18 protein-coding genes are annotated in these 19553 nt (G+C 69.9%); 7 read left to right on the forward strand and 11 right to left on the reverse strand.

Going from position 1 to position 19553, the window contains the following annotated elements:
• Positions 1-3 precede the first annotated feature (3 nt).
• On the reverse strand, positions 4-1092 hold the full coding sequence (locus ABZT02_RS05440) for a GTP-binding protein (RefSeq protein ID WP_356014435.1): 1089 nt from the start codon (positions 1090-1092) through the stop codon (positions 4-6).
• A gap of 338 nt (positions 1093-1430) precedes the next feature.
• On the opposite strand from ABZT02_RS05440, the gene ABZT02_RS05445 reads away from it, so the two are divergent.
• Both ABZT02_RS05445 and ABZT02_RS05450 read left to right on the forward strand, forming a co-directional pair.
• Complete coding sequence (locus ABZT02_RS05445; protein WP_356014437.1) at positions 1431-1958, forward strand: DUF6082 family protein; 528 nt, start codon at positions 1431-1433, stop codon at positions 1956-1958.
• 150 nt (positions 1959-2108) lie between these two features.
• Positions 2109-2345, forward strand: coding sequence for a hypothetical protein (locus ABZT02_RS05450; RefSeq protein WP_356014439.1), 237 nt, complete (start codon positions 2109-2111; stop codon positions 2343-2345).
• 162 nt (positions 2346-2507) lie between these two features.
• Here ABZT02_RS05450 and ABZT02_RS05455 read toward each other — a convergent pair whose 3' ends face one another.
• Complete coding sequence (locus ABZT02_RS05455) at positions 2508-3680, reverse strand: citrate synthase/methylcitrate synthase (protein WP_356014440.1); 1173 nt, start codon at positions 3678-3680, stop codon at positions 2508-2510.
• A gap of 112 nt (positions 3681-3792) precedes the next feature.
• Here ABZT02_RS05455 and ABZT02_RS05460 point away from each other — a divergent pair, with 112 nt between their 5' ends.
• The 4 genes from ABZT02_RS05460 to ABZT02_RS05475 all read left to right on the forward strand — a co-directional run bounded on the left by ABZT02_RS05460 (position 3793) and on the right by ABZT02_RS05475 (position 8489).
• On the forward strand, positions 3793-5049 hold the full coding sequence (locus tag ABZT02_RS05460) for a citrate synthase (protein ID WP_356014441.1): 1257 nt from the start codon (positions 3793-3795) through the stop codon (positions 5047-5049).
• A gap of 58 nt (positions 5050-5107) precedes the next feature.
• Entirely contained in the window at positions 5108-6052 is a 945-nt protein-coding gene (locus ABZT02_RS05465; protein WP_356014444.1) for a sucrase ferredoxin, read from the forward strand.
• A gap of 89 nt (positions 6053-6141) precedes the next feature.
• On the forward strand, positions 6142-7809 hold the full coding sequence (locus ABZT02_RS05470) for a sensor histidine kinase (RefSeq protein WP_356014446.1): 1668 nt from the start codon (positions 6142-6144) through the stop codon (positions 7807-7809).
• Entirely contained in the window at positions 7809-8489 is a 681-nt protein-coding gene (locus ABZT02_RS05475) for a response regulator (RefSeq protein ID WP_356014607.1), read from the forward strand. The genes ABZT02_RS05470 and ABZT02_RS05475 overlap by 1 nt, the downstream gene beginning before the upstream one ends.
• 6 nt (positions 8490-8495) lie before the next feature.
• Here the strand turns inward: ABZT02_RS05475 and ABZT02_RS05480 are convergent, their stop codons facing one another.
• From ABZT02_RS05480 to ABZT02_RS05490, 3 genes are all read right to left on the reverse strand, one after another.
• Positions 8496-9566, reverse strand: a complete 1071-nt coding sequence (locus ABZT02_RS05480; protein WP_356014448.1) for an ABC transporter substrate-binding protein — start codon at positions 9564-9566, stop codon at positions 8496-8498.
• A gap of 138 nt (positions 9567-9704) precedes the next feature.
• Complete coding sequence (locus ABZT02_RS05485; protein ID WP_356014450.1) at positions 9705-10583, reverse strand: ABC transporter permease; 879 nt, start codon at positions 10581-10583, stop codon at positions 9705-9707.
• Positions 10573-11388 carry an ABC transporter ATP-binding protein gene (locus ABZT02_RS05490; protein WP_356014452.1) on the reverse strand — a complete coding sequence of 272 codons (816 nt, stop codon included), beginning with the start codon at positions 11386-11388 and terminating at the stop codon, positions 10573-10575. The genes ABZT02_RS05485 and ABZT02_RS05490 overlap by 11 nt, the downstream gene beginning before the upstream one ends.
• 160 nt (positions 11389-11548) lie before the next feature.
• Here ABZT02_RS05490 and ABZT02_RS05495 point away from each other — a divergent pair, with 160 nt between their 5' ends.
• On the forward strand, positions 11549-12241 hold the full coding sequence (locus ABZT02_RS05495) for a response regulator (RefSeq protein ID WP_356014454.1): 693 nt from the start codon (positions 11549-11551) through the stop codon (positions 12239-12241).
• 93 nt (positions 12242-12334) lie between these two features.
• Here the strand turns inward: ABZT02_RS05495 and ABZT02_RS05500 are convergent, their stop codons facing one another.
• The 6 genes from ABZT02_RS05500 to ABZT02_RS05525 form a co-directional block, all read right to left on the reverse strand.
• Positions 12335-13927, reverse strand: coding sequence for a cation acetate symporter (locus tag ABZT02_RS05500; protein ID WP_356014456.1), 1593 nt, complete (start codon positions 13925-13927; stop codon positions 12335-12337).
• Entirely contained in the window at positions 13924-14487 is a 564-nt protein-coding gene (locus ABZT02_RS05505) for a DUF485 domain-containing protein (protein ID WP_356014458.1), read from the reverse strand. The genes ABZT02_RS05500 and ABZT02_RS05505 overlap by 4 nt, the downstream gene beginning before the upstream one ends.
• A 60-nt stretch (positions 14488-14547) precedes the next feature.
• Positions 14548-15240: a response regulator transcription factor gene (locus ABZT02_RS05510; protein WP_356014460.1), complete on the reverse strand. Its 693-nt coding sequence runs from the start codon at positions 15238-15240 to the stop codon at positions 14548-14550.
• Positions 15237-16388 (reverse strand): histidine kinase, encoded by a 1152-nt coding sequence (locus tag ABZT02_RS05515; RefSeq protein ID WP_356014463.1) that lies wholly within the window; start codon positions 16386-16388, stop codon positions 15237-15239. Before ABZT02_RS05515 ends, ABZT02_RS05510 begins: the two co-directional genes overlap by 4 nt.
• Positions 16385-16909 (reverse strand): DUF1453 domain-containing protein, encoded by a 525-nt coding sequence (locus ABZT02_RS05520; RefSeq protein ID WP_356014464.1) that lies wholly within the window; start codon positions 16907-16909, stop codon positions 16385-16387. The genes ABZT02_RS05515 and ABZT02_RS05520 overlap by 4 nt, the downstream gene beginning before the upstream one ends.
• Positions 16910-17250: 341 nt before the next feature.
• Positions 17251-19374 carry a DNA topoisomerase IV subunit B gene (locus tag ABZT02_RS05525; protein ID WP_356014467.1) on the reverse strand — a complete coding sequence of 708 codons (2124 nt, stop codon included), beginning with the start codon at positions 19372-19374 and terminating at the stop codon, positions 17251-17253.
• Between the last annotated feature and the right edge of the window lie 179 nt (positions 19375-19553).

Here is a 19553-nt window from a genome sequence, read left to right on the forward strand (position 1 = left end):
CCCTCAGGCCGGTACTTCGGGGCCCTCTTCGGTCCCCTGTACGTAACGCAGGACGCCCCACATGCCGGCCTCGTCGGCGGCGTGCGGGGCGTCTGTCGTGTCCGCCCTGCACGCCTCCAGTTCCTTGCCGAGGGCGGGCGTGTCGATGCCGGAGCCGATGAGGACGAGCTGGGTGAGGCGGGGGTCGCCGGCCGGCCAGGGTTCCGGGTAGAACCGCAGGAACCGCCCCACGGCGTGTACGGCGTAACGGTTGCGGACGTCGTACGGCCCGAAGTCGACGTATCCCTTGATCCTGTACAGGCCCTCGGGCCGGCTGTCGAGGAAGGCCATGAGCCGGCGGGGGTCGAGGGGCGTGTGGGAGGTGAAGGAGAGGCTGTCGTAGGCGGAGTGGAGATGCGCCGCGTGGCCGTGGTCGTCGTTGTGGTGGTGGTCGTGCAGGTCGTCGAAGGAGAGCTGTCCGATGCGCTCCTCGGCGGGGCGGCAGTCGAAGAGGAACTCGGGGTCGACGCGGCCGTAGGTGGCGGGAACGACGGCGGCGCCGTCGACGAGGGATCGGACGACCGCCAGAAGGCGCTCGGCGTCTTGAGGGGCGGCCGCCCGGTCGAGCTTGTTGACCACGACGAGGTCGGCGAGGGCGAGATGCCGGTCCAGCTCGGGGTGCTTGGCGCGGGTGTCGTCGAACTCGGCGGCGTCGACGACCTCGACGAGACCGCCGTAGACGATGTCCGGCTGCTCGCTGGCGAGCACCATGCGGACGAGTTCCTGCGGCTCGGCGAGCCCGCTGGCCTCGATGACGATGACGTCGATGCCGGCATCGGGGTGGGCGAGCTTGGCGAGGTACCCGTCGAGCTCGCTGACGTCGACGGCGCAGCACAGGCAGCCGTTCCCGAGGGAGACGGTGGAGTCGCCGAGCGCGCCGGCGACGGCCATGGCGTCGATCTCGATGGCACCGAAGTCGTTGACGACGGCTCCGATACGACTGCCGCCGCTGCGGTGGAGGAGATGATTGAGGAGCGTGGTCTTGCCGGAACCCAGGAATCCGGCGAGCACGACGACCGGGATCTGCCGGGGGCTCCCGCTCGGCTGACTCAACGTACGACCTCTTTCGCGCTGCTGCGTGCACCGGATCGCGGTCCCGGCGCACGTACGAGGTGTGAATGCCGGACCAGGATACGAGCCGGAACAATCCCCTCGAAGTGAACGATTGTTAGCAGCACTTGCGGGGCAGACGTTGGGCAAGGCGCCGGTTCGTGCGACCCTCACTTCCCTCCGTGCGCCCTCTCCGCCTCCCCCCGCCGATCAGAGCCGCTCGGCACTCTGGGAGACGGCAAGCGCCGCCCACCGCTCGCCGGTCCCCATCGACCCGCACCCCGACGACCGGCGGACGGCCGTTTGAATCTGGGGTTGACATGGCCACACAGAAGTCTGGGATGCCGGGGCTCGATTCCGTGCTCGCGGCGGGGGTCGCGTTCACCGCCGGAGTCCTCACCACGCTGACCGCACGAAGGCGACGCCGCGAGGGACCGCGACGCCGGCCCGAAGAAGCACGTCGCAGCGGCGATCCCCGCGCCGGCCTGGTGGACTACCAGAGGCTGCAGCTCGGCCTCCTGGAGCGCGCCATAGATGATCCCGAACTGGCCGAGGTGCTGAGCACCTTCGAGGTGGAGTCGCCCACCCATCTCCGGCAGCATCTTTTCGCGAACGCCCTCTACTCCAACGCGCTGTTCGGCTACCGCATCGGCGTCGCGACCCTGGAGGAGTTGCACGGCCACTTGCGGGTGCTCTGCCGGAGCGCGCTCTTCCGCAGGTACTGGGAGTCCACGCGCCCGCACCGGGCAAGCCTCAAGGACGACTCCGAGGAGGGACGGATCGGCCGGATGGTGGACAACCTCATTCGCGATCTGGACGAGGCCGACACGGAGGAGTGGTGGGTGGTGGGTGAACCTCCGGTTGAATGAGACCAGTTGGGGCAAGGAGAAACGCCTGGCGAGCAGATCCGTTTGGCGTAGACCGTCTCGACAGGTGGACACCGGGTGTGACGTCAGGGGGTCACGGTGGGACTAACCTGTCCCCCGCCCAACACCCACATCGTGAGAACGGGGACCCCCTTGAGAATCGTGCGTCGCATTGGTGCCTCTCCCAGGGAACGCGGGAGCATGAGCGGCGACACCTGTCCCGACATCTTCGAGCTCAGTGACGGCAACTTCGCCGTGATCGGGACCGAGGCCACCGCGGCGCTCGACGGTCAGCTCCCTCCCGATGCGGCACGCGCCGACTACGAGCGGATCGTCGTGGTGAGCCGGGAGACCCTGGTACGCGCCAAGGTCGACATCCCCGACGCCTGATGCCCGCCCCGGGCACTTGAGCCACCCTCACTCGTGCCCCGTGGGACATCGCCCCGCCGCACCCATCGACGAGCGGCCCCGGGTCCAGTCCGAGCAGATCGACCACCCCGCCACTGCTCACGTCCTCCTGTGAGCCCGGCGCCAGAACGGCACCGGGCCTCATCATGCCTGGGCCATCACCGGCACCGCCACCGGCGCCTCCGCCCCCACATACCGCGCCACCGGCCGAATGATCTTCGAGTCCGCCGCCTGTTCAAGGATGTTGGCGCTCCACCCCACCACCCGCGCCGCCGCGAACGTAGGCGTGAACATCTCCCGGGGCAGACCGCACAGTTCCATGACCACGCCCGCGTAGAACTCGACGTTGGTGTGGAGTTCCCGCCCCGGCTTCAGTTCGGCCAGGATCGCCTCGACCCGGCGTTCCACCTCGACGGCGAAGTCCACTCGGGGCCCGCCGAACGGCTGCGCCACCTCCCGGAGCATCCGGGAACGCGGGTCCTCCGTGCGGTAGACCGCATGCCCGAAGCCCATGATGCGCTCACCGGCGAGGACACGCTCACGGATCCAGGGGTCGATACGTTCGGGCGTGCCGATGGCGTCCAGGGTGTCCAACGCGCGGCTGGGCGCGCCACCATGCAGCGGCCCGGAAAGGGCGCCCACCGCCCCCACGAGACACGCCACCACATCCGCCCCCGTCGACGCGATGACCCGGGCGGTAAAGGTTGATGCATTGAATCCGTGATCAATGGTTGAGATCAAGTACTGTTCGACCGCCCGGGCCCGCTGCGGCTCCGGCTCCGAACCCGTCAACATGTAGAGGTAGTTCGCCGCGTACGAGAGATCCTCACGCGGCTCCACCGGATCGAGCCCCTTGCCCAGCCTGTGCAACGCGGTGAGCAGCGTCGGCACCGCCGCTGCCGCCACGAGCGTGTCCCCTCGGCGCTCGTCCGGGTCGATGTCGTAAACCGGCCGGAACCCCTTCGCCGCACCGAGCAGCGACAGGGCCGTGCGCATGCCGGCGAGAGGACCGGACCGTCCACTCGCCGCCGCGATCGCCGGCAGTGCCGCCCGCACTTCGTCGGGCAGCCGCCGCAACGCCGCGGTCTCGGCGCGGAAGGCCACGGTCTGTCCGGGGTCCGGCAGTGCGCCGTGGACCAGCAGATGCCAGACGTCCTCGAAGCCGCGGGTCTGCGCGAGCTCGACGGCCGAGTACTGGCGGTAGTGATAGAAGCCCTCGCTCCCCCGAACGTCCCCGACCTCGGTGTCGGTGACGACGACTCCGGCGAGTCCTCGCGGTACGTCGACGAGTGTGGTTGCGGACCTGTTGACCGTCATGATTCCTCCCTGGACTTGATTCGACTGTCCATGGTTGACTCATTCGCTGTCAATATTGATTGAATCAATGCACATCAATCAACCCACCCGGCTGCGGATACGGTGACCTCTTATGCGCGATCAAGACCCTCTCCCCGGGCCCGCCGAACACCGGCTCAGCACCAAGGAAGCCGCCGAACTGCTGGGCGTGAAGCCCGAGACCGTCTACGCCTACGTGAGCCGCGGCCAGCTCAGCAGCCGACGCGTCCCCGGCGGCCGGGGCAGCACCTTCGACGCCAAGGAGGTGGAGGCCCTCTCCCGGCGCAACCGCCGGGAGAGCAGCGGGAGTCCGGGCTCCGGCGGCGACCTGTCCGTACGGACCCGCATCACGCTCATCGACCGCGACCGCTACTACTTCCGGGGCGTCGACGCGACCGAACTCGCCGCGCGCCACTCCTACGAAGAGATCGCGGAGTGGCTCTGGACCGGCCACATGCAGCCCGGCATCACCTTCACCGCACCCGACGCCACGGTCGAGACGGCCCGCCGCGCGGTGGACGCACTGCCCGAACACACCGGCCCCACCGACCGGCTGCGCGTCGCCGCGATCGCCGCCGCGGCGGTCGACCCACTGCGTTTCGACCTGTCCGAGGAGGCCGTGCTCGGCACCGCGCGGGCCCTCATCCCGACTCTCGTCGCCGCCCTCCCGCCGGTGGCGCGCGACCGCCGCCGCGACGACGGCCCGCTGGCTCACCGGCTGTGGACGCGCCTCAGCGGCCGCAAGCCCGACGAGGCGTCTCTGCGCGCGCTGGACAGCGCACTCGGCCTGCTCGTCGACCACGACCTCGCCGCCTCGACCCTCGCGGTACGCGTCGCCGCATCGGCCCACGCGCACGCGTACGCGGCCGTCTCCGCCGGACTCGGCGTCCTGGAGGGCCCCTTGCACGGTGCGGCCAGCGGGCTCGCCCACAGGCTGCTGCTCGACGTGCTCGACCGTGGCGACGCGGCCCCCGTGATCGCGGAGGAACTGCGGGCCGGCCGCCGCATCCCGGGCCTCGGTCACCGGCTCTACCCCGGCGAGGACCCTCGCGCGCGTGCCCTGTTCGCGCTCCTGGAGGAGATCCCGCGCGCCGAGCCCGCCCTCCTCGCGGCCCGCGACATCGTGGCCACCACCGCCCGCCACGCCCCCCTGCACGCCAACGTGGACCTGGCCCTCGCCGTACTCACCGCCTCCTCCGGGATGCCGGCCACGGCCGGCGAGACGATCTTCGCCGTCGCCCGTACGGCGGGCTGGATCGCCCACGCGCTGGAGGAGTACGGGGAACGCCCGCTGCGCATGCGCCCGAGCGGCACTTATGTGGGCCCGAAGCCTCCGCAACCGCTGCCGTAGCACGGACACGGACACGGCCGGAAGCCGCCGCGCGGCAAGTCAGGTTAGGCTCACCTCTGTGAGTACCTGCTCAACGGTCTCGCACGACCTCGACGAGCCCGTTTCCGGAACCGCGGCCACCGCGCGGACCTGGCTGTTGCTGGAGCAGCCCGGCCCCTGGGGCGCCAAGGCGCTCACGTCGAGCCACCTGGACCCCGCGCTGGGCCGCGCCCTGGAGGCCGCAGCGAAGGACACGGGCGTGCGCATCGCACTCATCCGCCGCCCCGGACGGCACGCCGACAGCGGAACACCCACCACCCGGCAGGTGTACGCCGCCCACACCGTGCCCGGCAACGTCTGGCTGCACAGTGCGACGACCCGCGATCCGCGGGACCTGCTCGACCTGGACCTCGCCGCACTCGGCAGGGGCGACCACAGCAGCTTCGACACGGCGCTCGGCGGACACCCCCACGCCGGAGATCCGCTCGCGCTCGTCTGCACCAACGGCAAGCGTGACCGCTGCTGTGCGCTCCTCGGCCGCCCGCTCGCCGCGGAACTGGCCGCCTCGGGCGTCGAGGGCGCCTGGGAGGTCACCCATCTGGGTGGTCACCGGTTCTCGCCGACGCTGCTCGTCCTGCCGTACGGCTACGCCTACGGCCGCGCGGAGGCCCATGCCGTCAAGGAAGTCCTCCACAGCGTCCGGGAGGGCCGGATCGTGGTCGAGGGGTGTCGCGGCAACTCCGCCTGGGAGCGTCCCGGCCAGGCGGCCGAGCTGGCCGTGCGCACGGCGGTGCGCGAATACGCGGCCGATGCCCTGACCGTCGTCCGCACGGACGGCACGGCCCCGCACTGGGAGGTGACCGTCGCGCACGCCGACGGCCGTCACTGGCGCGTCCTGGTGGCCCAGACCGCGTCCCTGCCACCCCGTCCGGAGAGCTGCGGAGCGTCGGTGCTCGGCTCACCCGCGCGGATGGACGTGGTGGCGGTGCGCGAGCTGAGGACATCGACAGCGCTGGCGTGCTGACCGGACCGGCGGACCCGTCAACGTATTGATCAAGAGATCCATCCCACACCCCTACGGCGGATCCGGCGCCTCCCCGTACCGTCATGGGTATGAGCCGCACTCCCCCCGCCCGCCGCCTGCGCCTCGGACTGCCCCGCCGCGTGTTCTCGCAGGTGCTTCTGATGCAGTTGGCGATCGCCGCGGGAGTCGCGGTACTCGCGACCGGTCTGTTCCTCGCGCCTCTGAGCAACCAGCTGGACGACCAGGCGATGCGCCGGGCGCTGGCCATCGCCCAGACCACAGCCGCGGAGTCGCGGATCGCCGAGCAGGTCACGGACACGCCCCCACTGCCCAACGGGCCCGTCCAGCGGGAGGCCGAGCGGATCCGCAGGGCGACCGGGGCCGAGTACGTCGTGGTGATGGACTGGCGAGGCGTCCGCTGGTCGCACCCCACCCGCAGCGAGGTGGGCAGGATCGTCTCGACCGACCCGGGCCAGGCCCTGGCCGGCAAGGAGATCATGCAGATCGACAGCGGCACCCTGGGCCGCACCGCCCGCGGCAAGGTGCCGCTCTACGACAGCCGGCACCACATCGTCGGGGCCGTCTCCGTCGGCATCGCCTACGACAGCGTGCGCGCCCGGCTGATCCACGCGATCCCGGGACTGTTCGCCTACGCCGGCGGGGCGCTCGCCGTCGGCGCGCTGGCAGCCTGGCTGATCTCCCGGAGAGTCCAGCGGCAGACCCGTGACCTGGCCTTCTCCGACATTTCCGCCCTCCTCGCCGAACGCGAGGCCATGCTGCACGGCATCCGGGAAGGTGTCGTCGCCCTGGACCGTGCCGGCCGCATCCGTCTGCTCAATGACGAGGCCGGGCGTCTGCTGGGCATCGGCGACGAGGCCGTCGGCCGTTCCCCCGACCAGGCGCTCGGAGACGGCCGTACGGCGGACGTCCTGGCCGGAAGGGTGACAGGGACCGATCTGGTCACCGTCCGCGGCCAGCGGGTGCTGGTCGCCAACCGCATGCCCACCGACGACGGCGGTGCCGTCGCCACCCTGCGCGACCGCACCGAGCTGGAGCAGCTCGGCCGGGAGCTCGACTCGACCCACGGTCTCATCGACGCCCTGCGCGCCCAGGACCACGAGCACGCAAACCGTATGCACACGCTCCTGGGGCTGCTGGAGCTGGAGATGTACGACGATGCCGTGGAGTTCGTCGGAGAGGTCGTCGGCGACCACCGGGCCACCGCGGAGCAGGTGACCGAGAAGATCGAGGACCCGTTGCTCGCCGCGCTGCTGGTGGGCAAGGCGACCGTCGCCGCCGAGCGCGGGGTCGCCCTGTGGGTCTCCGACCGGACCCTGCTGCCGGACCGGCTGGTCGATCCGAGCGGCCTGGTCACGATCGTCGGCAACCTCGTGGACAACGCCCTGGACGCCGTCGCCGGCGCACCGCACGCACGCGTGGAGGTCGAGCTGCGCGCGGAGGGCCGTACCGCCGTCCTCAGGGTGCGGGACACCGGGCCCGGAATCCCTGTGGAACAGCGGGAACTGGTCTTCACCGAGGGCTGGTCGACCAAGGAGCCCCCCGCGCACCGGGGGCGGGGCCTCGGGCTCTCCCTCGTCCGCAAGCTCGCCGAACGTCAGGGAGGCAGTGTGGCGGTCGGCGAGGCGGGCGGTGGAGGCGCGGAGTTCACCGTCGTACTGCCGGACGCACTCGCCGAGCCGCAACCGGCTCTCACCGCATCGACCACCCAGCAGACCGCCACCGAGGAGGAGTCGTGATGATCGAGGTCCTGGTCGTGGACGACGACACCCGCGTGGCGCGCGTCAACGCCGCCTACGTCGAAAAGGTGCCCGGCTTCCACGTGGCCGGCGAGGCGCACAGCGCCGCGGACGCGTTGCGGCAGCTGGAGACCCTCCCCCACGTCGACCTGGTCCTGATGGATCACTACCTGCCCGACGAGACGGGCCTGGCGGTCGTCCAGGAGATGCGCAGGCGCGGCCACCAGAGCGACGTGATCATGGTGACGGCGGCGCGGGACGTGACGACCGTGCAGGCGGCGATGCGTCATGGCGCGCTGCAGTACCTGGTCAAGCCGTTCGCCTTCGCGGGCCTCAGGGCCAGGCTGGAGGCGTACGCCGAACTGCGGCGCACCCTGGACGGCGGCGGCGAGGCGGAACAGGCGGAGGTCGACCGCATCTTCGGCGCTCTCTCCTCGCCTGCGGAGCCCGATCTGCCCAAGGGGCACTCCCCCACCACGGTGGAGCTCGTCCGCAGGTCTCTGATGAACGCCGAAGGGCCCCTGTCGGCGCAGGAGATCGCCGATCGGACAGGGGTGAGCCGGCAGACCGCCCAGCGCTATCTGAAGCTCCTGGAGCGCACGGGGCGGGCCAGACTCACCCTCAAGTACGGCGACGCGGGCCGCCCGGAACACCGTTACGTGTGGGCGACCCGCGCGTGAGGAGACTCAGCCGGCGTTCTGCGCGGCCTTCTCGACGAACTCCGTCGTGTACGTCTTGTCGAGGTCGACGTCGGCGTTCTGGATGTTGGGGTTGAACGCCTTGAGTACTTTCTCGACGGTCTCGGGACCGTCCTCGGGCATCACACCGTCCTTGGTGAACATCGGCAGCGTGTTCTTGATGGCCACCGCGTACAGGAGCTTGTTGCCCTGCGAGTAGTCGGCGGGCATCTTGTCGGCGATCTGGGTCGCGCTGTGGGTGGACATCCACTTGAGCGTCTTGACGAATGCATTGGCCAACTTCTGGACGGTGTCCTTGTGACCGTTGACCCAGTCCGTCTGCATGTACAGGCTTGACGACGGATACGGTCCGCCGAGTGCCTCGTCCGACCCCTGGGGCGTGCGCATGTCCAGGAGGACCTTGCCGGCCTTCTTGTCCAGGATCGTCGCGACGGTCGGGTCGGTGGTCATGCCGCCGTCGATCGAACCCTGCTGGAGTGCCGAGATGAAGGTCGGCCCCGCACCCACGGCCACCGGGGTGAAGTCGCTGACCTTCACGCCGTTCTTGACGGCGAGGTACTTGGTCAGGAAGTCGGTCGAGGAGCCGAGGCCCGTGACGCCGAGCTTCTTGCCCTTGAAGTCCTTGGGTGAGGTGATGTCGCCCGCCGCCTTGTTCGAGACGATCTCCACCTCGCCGGGCGCGTGCGAGAACTGCACGACCGACTCCACGTCCTTGCCCTTCACCTGCAGGTCGAGGGTGTGGTCGTAGAAGCCGACGGCTCCTTGGACCTGGCCGGAGACGAGCGCGGTCTCGGCCTGGACACCGGCGGGCTCGCTCAGCAGTTCCACGTCGAGTCCCTCGGAGTCGAAGTAGCCGAGCCGCTGGGTCAGCATCGCGGGCAGGTAGATGACCTTGTCCAGGCCGCCGACCATGATCTTGACCTTGGTCCCCTTGCCGTCGCCCTTGCTTCCGGAGTCGGCCGATGCCGTACTGGCGGCGTCGTTGGCACAGGCGGTGAGCGAGCAGAGGGCGAGCAGGCCGGCGGCGGCCAGGGAGGTGTATCTGGCGGTCTTGCGCATGGGGTTCACGTCCTTGTGAGGGGCGATGCGGGGAGGGGTGCATTGGGAGGGGCGGCTGCCGTGAGAGGGCTGGAGCCGGCGAAGAGGGGTTGCTGTGAGAGGACCGGAGCCGGCGAGGGGGACTGCCCGTGGACGGCCTCAGCTGTCGGAACTCGTCGCCTTCCAGCGGAAGATGCGGCGCTCGGCGAAGGTGAGCAGCCCTTCGGCGAGGAGCGCGACGACGGCGAGGATGACCATCGCGGCGTACACGCCGGCCGCGTTGAAGGTGCCCTGCGACTGCGCGACGAGCAGGCCGATGCCCTTGGTCGCGCCGATGTACTCGCCGACGATCGCTCCGATGAGGGCGAAGCCGAAGCTGACGTGCAGGCTGGTGAAGATCCACGAGGTCGCGGAGGGGATGACGACCTGAAGCGTCACCCTGCGGTCGCTCGCGCCGAGGATGCGGGCGTTGGCGACCAGGTTGCGGTCCACCTCGCGGGCGCCCTGGAAGGCGTTGAAGAAGACCGGAAAGAAGACCAGCACGACGGCCGAGGCCACCTTGGAGGCAGGTCCGAGTCCGAACCAGATCACGAAGATGGGTGCAAGGACAATCCTCGGTATCGAGTTGAGCACCTTGATGTATGGACCAAGCACGTCGGCAAGCAAGGTGATCCGCCCGAGTGCGATACCGAAGACGACACCGGCCACCACGCCGACGACCCAGCCCAGCAGCGCCTCGTACAGCGTGTACCAGATCTGCTCGCCCAACGAACCGAGTGCGGTCCCGTGCGTCACCCAGGTCCAGATCTGGTCCCAGATCTTCGACGGCATGGAGAAGTTGAAGGGATCGATGACCTCGGCCCGCGAGAGCACTTCCCACAGGCCCAGGACGGCCACCAGAAGGAGCACGCGCGACGCGGCGACGACGATCCGGCGTCTGCGGGCGGCACGCGCGCGTGAGTGCGCGCGGTCCGTCTTGTTGCCGGGCTCGTCCATGGGCGGCGCGATCTGAGCTTCGGGCAGGACATCAGGCGACATGAGCGGCGCCCCTCTCGCGTGTGATGCGGACCTCTTCGCCGAGGGACTGCCAGATCTCGCGGTAGATCTCGATGAACCGCGGCTCCAGGCGTACCGACTCGACCTTGCGCGGCCGCGGCAGGTCGATCTCGAAGACCTGCTTGACGGTGGCGGGCCCGGCCGTCATCACGACGACCTTGTCGGCCAGCGCGATGGACTCCTCCAGGTCGTGGGTGACGAAGACGACGGAGGCGCCCGTGCCCTCCCACAGTTCGAGGAGTTCGTCGGACATCAGGGCCCGGGTCTGCACGTCGAGCGCGGAGAACGGCTCGTCCATGAGCAGGATCTCGGGGTCGTTGACGAAGGTCGCGGCGAGCGCGACCCGCTTGCGCTGGCCTCCGGAGAGCTGATGGGGGTAGCGGTCCTCGAAGGCCGTGAGCCCGACCCGGGCCAGCCACTCCCGTGCCTTGAGCCTGGCCTCCGCCTTGGGCACACCGCGGAAGCGGGGGCCGGCCATGACATTGGACAGGACCGTGCGCCAGGGGAAGGTCGCGTCCTGTTGGAAGACGAAACCGACCTTGTCCCCGACTCCCCGGACCGGCTCCCCGACGACCAGGACCTCGCCTTCGGAGGGCTCTTCCAACCCGCTGACCAGCGTCAACGTCGTCGACTTGCCGCAACCCGTGGGGCCGACGACGGCCACGAACTCCCCACGCCCCACCGTGAGATCAAGTCCGCTGACAGCCGTGTGCAGACCCCCCGACGGGGTCCGGAATGTCTTGCTCGCGCCCCGCAGCTCGATGGCGGGGCTGGTGTCTGCGCTCATGGCCGGGGACGGTAGATGTGGCCTGCGCCACGGCATCAGTCTTCTGGGCACATGCCGTTCTTTTGCTTGCAACGGCCTGTTGTGCTCGTTTTGCGCGCGCTACAACAGCGAAGCCGAACACGGGCGTGACGCCCGCCAGGCCTTGAGGGAAAGAGGCCCGATGATTGACGTCCTGGTCGTGGACGACGACTTCCGTGTCGCCGAGATCAACGCCAAGTACGTGGGAAAGGTTCCGGGATTCCGGGTGGCCGCCCGCGCCCACAACGCTGCCCAGGCGCTGGCCAGCGTGCAGCGCGGGACCATCGACCTGGTCCTGCTCGACCACTACCTGCCCGACCAGACGGGCCTCGAACTCGTGCACCGCATGCGCGAACAGGGCCACGGCACCGACGTCATCATGATCACGGCAGCCGGGGACGTGACGACCGTCCAGACCGCGATGCGCCTGGGCGCCCTCCACTACCTGGTCAAGCCCTTCACCTTCGCGGCCCTGCGCACCCGCCTGGACTCCTACGCCGCCCTGCGCCGCACCGTCGACCGGGTCGGCGGCCGCGGCATCGCCGGTCAGGAACAGGTCGACCGGATCTTCAGCGCCCTGCGCACCACCCCGGCGCCGGCCTCCCCCGGCCTGCCCAGCGGCCACTCGGAGCCGACGACGGACCTCATCTGCCACGTGCTGCACCACGCCGACCACCCACTGTCCGCCCACGAGGTGGCCGCCGAGACGGGCCTGAGCCGCTCCACCGCCCAGCGCTACCTCCGCCATCTGGAACAGGCCGGCCGCCTCCGCCTGTCCCTCAGATACGGCGACACGGGCCGGCCGGAGCACCGGTACGCGTGGGTGGCGCCATAGCCGTACGCGGCGAAATGCCTCGGCGGCAGCTGTCGTACGACGAAGGCGGACGCTGTACGACGACGAGGCGCCGCCGGGTCCAAGACGCCGCACCTACACGGCCCCAGCCCCGGTCAGCGACCGCACCTCGGTCTCCGCGTGCTTGGCCTCGTCGGCGACCTCCGCCGAGGTGACCGTGCCGAGCCAGCCCGCGACGAAGCCCAGCGGGATGGAGACCAGACCGGGGTTCTGCAGCGGGAAGTACTGGAAGTCGACGCCCGGGAAGAGGGACTCGGGGCTGCCGGACACCACGGGCGACAGCAGCACCAGGGCCATGGCCGGGATCAGTCCGCCGTAGACGGACCAGACGGCGCCCCGGGTGGTGAACCCGCGCCAGAACAGCGAGTAGAGCAGCACCGGCAGATTCGCCGACGCGGCGACAGCGAAGGCCAGTCCCACCAGGAAGGCGACGTTGAGGTCGCGGGCCAGCAGGCCGAGGGCGATCGCGATCACGCCGATCCCGACAGCCGCGGTCCGGGCCACCGCCACCTCACTGCGCGGCTTGGCCCGTCGGCGCCGCAGTGATGCGTACAGGTCATGGGCGACGGAGGCAGAGGAGGCGAGGGTGATGCCGGCGACCACGGCCAGAATCGTGGCGAAGGCGACAGCGGCGACGATCGCGAACAGAACCGTTCCTCCCGTGGAGTCGGCGCCGCCGCCCAGGTCGAGGGCGAGGAGGGGAACCGCTGTGTTCCCTGCGGCGTTCGATCCACGGACCGCCTCGGGCCCCACGATCGCCGCGGCACCGAACCCGAGGACGATCGTCATCAGGTAGAAGCCGCCGATGAGCCCGATCGACCAGACCACCGAACGCCGTGCGGCGCGTGCCGTGGGCACGGTGTAGAAGCGGGACAGGATGTGCGGCAGCCCTGCCGTGCCGAGCACGAGGGCGAGTCCCAGACTGATGAAGTCGAGGCGAGCGGTCCAGTCCCCGCCGTACTTGAGCCCGGGTGCCAGGAACGACTTGCCGTGGCCGCTGCGCTCAGCCGCCGTGAGCAGCAACTGGTCGACGTCGCCGTGGAACCGCACCAGCACGAGCACGGTCAGCGCAACGGTCCCACCGAGCAGCAGGACCGCCTTGACGATCTGGATCCAGGTGGTCGCCCGCATCCCTCCCAGGGACACATAGATCACCATGAGCGCCCCGACGGCGATGACGGTCCAGGACTGGGCCGCCTCGCTGGTGCCGCCGAGGAGCAGCGCGACCAGGCTGCCCGCCCCCACCATCTGGGCCACCAGATACAGAACGGACACCGTGACCGAGCTGGTTCCCGCCGCGATCCGCACCGGCCGCTCGCTCATCCGCGCGGCGACCACGTCGGCGAGCGTGAACCGCCCGCAGTTGCGCACCAGTTCGGCTACCAGGAACAGCACCACCAGCCAGGCCACGAGGAAGCCCACCGAGTAGAGCATCCCGTCGTACCCGAAGAGCGCGATGAGCCCGGAGATACCGAGGAAGGACGCGGCCGACATGTAGTCGCCCGCGATGGCAAAACCATTCTCCATCGGCGAGAACAGCCGCCCGCCCGCGTAGAACTCCTCCGCCGAACCGTGCCGGTGGCGGCTCACCCACGTCGTGATCCCCAGCGTGACCGCGACGAACGCGCTGAACAGCAACAGCGCCAGGGTCTGGTGGTCTCCCGTCACGACGACGCACCGCCCCGGGCCGTGCGCGTCAGTTCCTGGGTGTCCCACCGCAGTTCGAGTGCGGCCCGGTCCCGGCGCAGCCTCGCGTGCCGGGCGTAGGCCCAGGTCAGCAGGAAGGTGGTGAGGAACTGCCCGAGTCCCGCGAGCATCGCCACGTTCACCGCGCCGGCCACCGGCCGTGCCATCAGTCCCGGCGCGGTCGTCGCCGTCACGACGTAGGCCACGTACCAGGCGAAGAAGCCGATGCCCGCCGGCACCACGAACCTCCGGTACCTGCTGCGCACCTCCTGGAAGGCGGCGCTGCGCTGCACCTCGAGGTAGACCTCGGCCGCCGCGGCGGCCCGGTCCTCGCGGTCGGCGCGTGCCGTCGCGACCGGGGCCACGGATGTCCCGTCACCGGGTGTCTCGCCCCAGCCGGAGGCGAGCTCGTCGTACCAGGGGTCGTCGTACCGCACCCCGGTGGACGCCTCGGCGCGGGCCACATCGGGGCCGTCGTGGTTCTCGGCCGAACTCTCGGCATCACCCCCGCTTCCGAGGGGGCGAGCGTTGCTTGACTGCATGCCCAAGGATGGACAGAACGGGAAGATCCGCGACACTTCTTCCCTGTGCTCTTCACCCCATCAGGTGACTCCTCCCATCGGTGGCCGTACAAGTCCCTTCGCGTAGGCGTAACGCACCGCCTGCGCCCGGTCCTTGATGCCGGTCTTGGCGAAGAGGTTGTTGATGTGGGTCTTCACCGTGGCGGTGGAGACATGCAGTTCGCGGGCGATCTCCTGATTGGTCAGCCCTTCGGCGATCAACGCGAGCACTTCGACCTCCCGGCCGGTGAGCCCGTCGGGCGCCTCCGCGGGCACCGGCTGCGGCGGCTCGGGGTCCGACAGCCGCTCCAGCAGTCGCCGTTGGATGCTCGGCGACAGTCCGGCGTCCCCGGAGAGCACGCTCTGCACGGCCCGCACGATCTCGTCACCTCCCGCGTCCTTGGTGAGATAACCGCGGGCCCCCGCCTTGAGCGCGGGAAACAGCGACTCGTCGTCAGCGAACGTCGTCAGCACCACGACCTGCGTCCCCGGGTACTGGGCCCGGATCCGCCGGGTCGCCTCCACTCCGTCGCAGCGGGGCATGCGCAGGTCCATCAACACCACGTCCGGGGCGAGTTCGGCGACGAGTTGCACCGCCTCCTCCCCGTCCCCGGCCGCGCCCACGACCTCGACACCGGGCAGCAGACCGAGCAGCATCACGATGCCCTCGCGCACCACGGTCTGGTCGTCCGCGACCACCACCCGCGCGGGCTTCGTCTCCGCCCCCTCCGTCATACCGGCACCTTCAACGTCACCACGAACCCCTCGTCGTCCGGCCCGGCGTCCAGCGAACCGCCCAGCAGTTCGGCGCGCTCCCGCATCCCCAGCAGACCGTACCCCCCTCCGGTGGTGGTGAGTTCACCCGGCGAACCGCCCGAGTCCCGCACGACCAGCGTCACCTGTTCCTCGCCGTACTCCAGCCGCATCCGGATCCTGGCCCCCGGCGCATGCTTGCGGACATTCGTCAGAGCCTCCTGCGCGACCCTGCGCACGGCCTGCGACGCCTCGGCCGGCAGCGGCCTGCGCTCACCCGAAATGGTGGTCTCGGCGCCGTCGGCCGTCCCTACGAGCCGGCGCAGGAACTCCTCCAGCGGAGTCATCTCCCCACGCAGAGCCGACAACGCCTGCCGGGTCTCGGCGAGACCGTCGCGGGCCATGCCCCTGGCCGCCACCACCCTCTCGAGGATCTGGTCCCGGTCAGCACCTCCATCGATCAGCAACCGGGCCGCCTCCAGGTGCACGAGCTGGGCCGAGAGACTGTGCGCCAGCACGTCATGGATCTCCCGAGCGATACGGGCCCGCTCCGCGAGCGCCGCCGACTCCGCCTCGGCCGCCCGCGCGGCCCGCTCCTGGTTGAGCAGCCGTTGCGCGTTGCCGCGGGCCTCGGCGTCCAGCCGCAGGACGTAGCCGGCCAGAGCGAGCCCCGCTGTCGTCACCAGGGTGGTCAGCCACACGTCGTCGTTGACGGCGGCGTAGAGGGCGAGAGCGACCACGGCCACGGGCAGGGCGGCGATTATGGGCAGCCGTTCCAGAGCGGTGATGGCGCAGCCGCACCACAGGACGAGGGCGACGACCCCGAAGTCGGCGGCCCGGGCGGCGACCGCGATCGTCAGGAGGACACCGAAGAGCGTCAGGGAGGGCCAGAGCCGGTGCGCGAGCGTGGTGCGGAAGAGTGCCCAGGCGACGACGGCCGACAGGAGGATCCCGGCCACTGCTCCGAGCACGCCCCAGCCCTGAACATGGCTGCTGTTGAAAGCGCTCCAGAGGAGCATGGCGAGCACCAGCGACCGCGTGACCCAGCCGAGCAGACGCCGAGGACGTGTGGTCGCCTCACGCCCGAGCGCCTCCCGGGAGGGCCAGCGGGTCCAGGCGTTGTCCGTCACACACGTTCCTTCCCCGTGGACCGGACCATGGGCTCACCGTACGCCGGGGCGGGCGCGGCGGCGGGGCGCAGGGAGTGCGCTCGCCGGACGAGGAACCCGGAGCGTACGAGCAGGGTGACCGCCAGGGCGAGCAGCAGCGCGGAGGAGTTCTGGTGGACACCGATCGCCGCGCCGAGTGCGAAGAGGCCGATACGCAGTGTGATGCCGACGGCCCAGACAGCCCCGCTCGCCTTGGTGCTCCTGCTCCACACCGCGCCGTCCGGCTCGGTCCATATCCGGCTCGTCCAGGCCCAGCCGGCCCCGATGACGAGGCCGGTGAGCAGTTCGGCGGTGAGCAGGGTGACCGATGCGAGGCGGTGATGGGCGTCCACCAGCCCCGGCTCGCGAAGTGCCACGACGGCCAGAACGGCGGGCAGCAGCCACCAGCGCCGGCCGGGGGCGATCCGGCTCGGCCGGAATTGCCGGGCGATCACCACGACCACCGCGAGCACGATCAGCAACGCGTCGACGAGCCCGGACATCACAGCCTCCGTGAGCGAGGAAGGGCCTGCCGGCAGCGGACGCCGCCGACACCTTCGAAGCTACGGAAATCCGCAGGTCGGGAGATCGGAGCCAAGGTGGATCACGGGTGGATTCTCAGGCGGGCGGATCCTCCACCCACGGGTGGAGACCGCCGCGCCCGAGCCTGTCGGGCCCACCGCCGTGGGCCGGCGATGAGCCAAGAGTGCCACCTCGACCCATCGCGAAAGCCGCAGGCTGTCCGGGTGGGAAACCAGCCTGTCGAACATGAAGCCGGGGCCGGTCGGAGAACCGGCCCCGCTCGGCGCCACGCGTCGATACGAGAACCGGCCCCGCCTCAGCACTACGCGTCGATGCGTGACCGGTCCAGCGTCGCCGCCGAGCCCGAGATGAACTCCTTCCGCGGCGCCACGTCGTTGCCCATCAGCAGATCGAAGACCTGCTCGGCGGCCTCCAGATCGGCGAGGTTGATCCGCCGCAGCGTCCGGTGCCGCGGGTCCATCGTCGTCTCGGCCAGCTGGTCGGCGTCCATCTCGCCGAGACCCTTGTACCGCTGGATGGAGTCCTTGTACCGGACCCCCTTGCTCTGGAACTCCAGCAGCTTCTCGCGCAGCTCACGGTCCGAGTAGGTGTAGACGTACTTGTCCTGCCCCTTCTTCGGCTGGACGAGCTCGATGCGGTGCAACGGCGGCACCGCGGCGAAGACCCGGCCCGCCTCGACCATGGGCCGCATGTAGCGCTGGAACAGGGTCAGCAGCAGACACCGGATGTGAGAGCCGTCGACATCGGCGTCGGTCATCATGATGATCTTGCCGTAGCGGGCCGCGTCGATGTCGAAGGTCCGACCGGACCCCGCTCCTATGACCTGGATGATCGCCCCGCACTCGACATTCTTGAGCATGTCGGTGACGGACGACTTCTGGACGTTGAGGATCTTGCCGCGGATGGGCAGCAGCGCCTGGAACTCGGAGTTCCGGGCGAGCTTCGCGGTACCCAGCGCGGAGTCGCCCTCGACGATGAACAGTTCGCTGCGGTCGACGTCGTCGCTGCGGCAGTCGGCGAGCTTGGCGGGCAGCGAGGAGGACTCCAGAGCCGTCTTGCGGCGCTGTGCGTCCTTGTGCTGTCGGGCCGCGATACGCGTGCGTGCGGCGGCGACCGCCTTCTCCATGACGACCCGGGCCTGGGCCGCGGCATCGCGCTTCGTGGACGTCAGGAACGCCTTGAGTTCCTTGGAGATCACGGTGTTCACGATGCGGCGGGCCGCGGAGGTGCCGAGCACCTCCTTGGTCTGGCCCTCGAACTGCGGCTCGGCAAGGCGCACCGTGACGACTGCGGTCAGGCCCTCGAGAGCGTCGTCCTTGACGATGTCGTCCTCGGCGACACGCAACAGCTTCTTGGCGCGCAGCACCTCGTTCATCGTCTTGGCGACGGCCTGCTCGAAGCCGGCGACATGGGTGCCGCCCTTGGGCGTGGCGATGATGTTGACGAACGACCTCAGGGTCGTGTCGTAGCCGGTCCCCCAGCGCATCGCGACGTCCACGCCGAGTTCGCGGGTGACCTCGGTGGGCGTCATCTGGCCGTGCTCGTCGAGGACCGGGACGGTCTCCTTGAAGGAGCCCTGGCCGGAGAAGCGGAGGACGTCGTTGACCGGCTTGTCGGTGGCCAGGTACTCGCAGAACTCGCTGATGCCGCCGTCGAAGCGGAAGGACTCCTCGCCCTTGCTGCCGCCTTCACCCAGGCCGTACTCGTCACGGACGACGATGGTCAGGCCGGGCACCAGGAACGCGGTCTGGCGAGCGCGCTGGTGGAGGTGCTCCAGGGAGAGCTTGGCGTCCTTGAGGAAGATCTGGCGGTCGGCCCAGTACCGCACGCGCGTGCCGGTCCGGTTCTTGGGGATCCTCTTGGTCTTGCGCAGGCCGCTCGCGGCCTCGAACTTGGCGTCGGGGCCGTTCGCGGCGAAGGCACCCGGCACGCCGCGCCGGAAGCTGATCGCGTGGGTGTTGCCGGCGCGGTCCACCTCGACGTCCAGCCGCGCGGACAGGGCGTTCACCACGGAGGCGCCCACGCCGTGCAGGCCACCGGAGGCGGCGTACGAGCCACCGCCGAACTTGCCGCCGGCGTGCAGCTTGGTCATGACGACCTCGACGCCGGACAGACCGGTCTTGGGCTCGACATCGACCGGGATGCCCCGGCCGTTGTCCCGGACCTCCACAGAGGCGTCGTCGTGGAGGATCACCTCGATGTGGTCGCAGTACCCGCCCAGGGCCTCGTCGACCGAGTTGTCGATGATCTCCCAAAGGCAGTGCATCAAGCCACGGCTGTCGGTCGATCCGATGTACATACCCGGGCGCTTGCGTACGGCCTCGAGCCCCTCGAGGACGAGGAGGTGCCGCGCGGTGTAGTTGGAACCGTCCCGGTCTGCTCCTGCCAGCAGAGCTGTGGACGGCACGGACGTTTCGGCGGTCACGCGGTTCGCTCCTCGCTGAATTTCAACTGGGGCCCTTGTGGGTAAGGGCGCGGCTTCGGTCGCCGCCAAGAGGGTACCGAGGCCTGGTAGAGCCGTTGTAACGCCACCCTCGTGCGGAAACACAGAGTAGTCCAGAGTCGTATACCTGTTCGATCCCTCGATGGGGTGAAGTACATATC

Source organism: Streptomyces sp. NPDC005402, assembly GCF_040606575.1.
Lineage (GTDB): Bacteria > Actinomycetota > Actinomycetes > Streptomycetales > Streptomycetaceae > Streptomyces.

Excerpts from the sequence above, each read along its gene's own strand:
- ABZT02_RS05480 (WP_356014448.1), bottom strand. The coding sequence starts at position 9,566 with ATGCGCAAGACCGCCAGATACACCTCCCTGGCCGCCGCCGGCCTGCTC.
- ABZT02_RS05485 (WP_356014450.1), bottom strand. The coding sequence starts at position 10,583 with ATGTCGCCTGATGTCCTGCCCGAAGCTCAGATCGCGCCGCCCATGGAC.
- ABZT02_RS05445 (WP_356014437.1), top strand. The coding sequence starts at position 1,431 with ATGCCGGGGCTCGATTCCGTGCTCGCGGCGGGGGTCGCGTTCACCGCC.
- ABZT02_RS05505 (WP_356014458.1), bottom strand. The coding sequence starts at position 14,487 with ATGCAGTCAAGCAACGCTCGCCCCCTCGGAAGCGGGGGTGATGCCGAG.
- ABZT02_RS05520 (WP_356014464.1), bottom strand. The coding sequence starts at position 16,909 with ATGTCCGGGCTCGTCGACGCGTTGCTGATCGTGCTCGCGGTGGTCGTG.
- ABZT02_RS05490 (WP_356014452.1), bottom strand. The coding sequence starts at position 11,388 with ATGAGCGCAGACACCAGCCCCGCCATCGAGCTGCGGGGCGCGAGCAAG.
- ABZT02_RS05455 (WP_356014440.1), bottom strand. The coding sequence starts at position 3,680 with ATGACGGTCAACAGGTCCGCAACCACACTCGTCGACGTACCGCGAGGA.
- ABZT02_RS05470 (WP_356014446.1), top strand. The coding sequence starts at position 6,142 with ATGAGCCGCACTCCCCCCGCCCGCCGCCTGCGCCTCGGACTGCCCCGC.
- ABZT02_RS05495 (WP_356014454.1), top strand. The coding sequence starts at position 11,549 with ATGATTGACGTCCTGGTCGTGGACGACGACTTCCGTGTCGCCGAGATC.
- ABZT02_RS05510 (WP_356014460.1), bottom strand. The coding sequence starts at position 15,240 with ATGACGGAGGGGGCGGAGACGAAGCCCGCGCGGGTGGTGGTCGCGGAC.
- ABZT02_RS05475 (WP_356014607.1), top strand. The coding sequence starts at position 7,809 with ATGATCGAGGTCCTGGTCGTGGACGACGACACCCGCGTGGCGCGCGTC.
- ABZT02_RS05460 (WP_356014441.1), top strand. The coding sequence starts at position 3,793 with ATGCGCGATCAAGACCCTCTCCCCGGGCCCGCCGAACACCGGCTCAGC.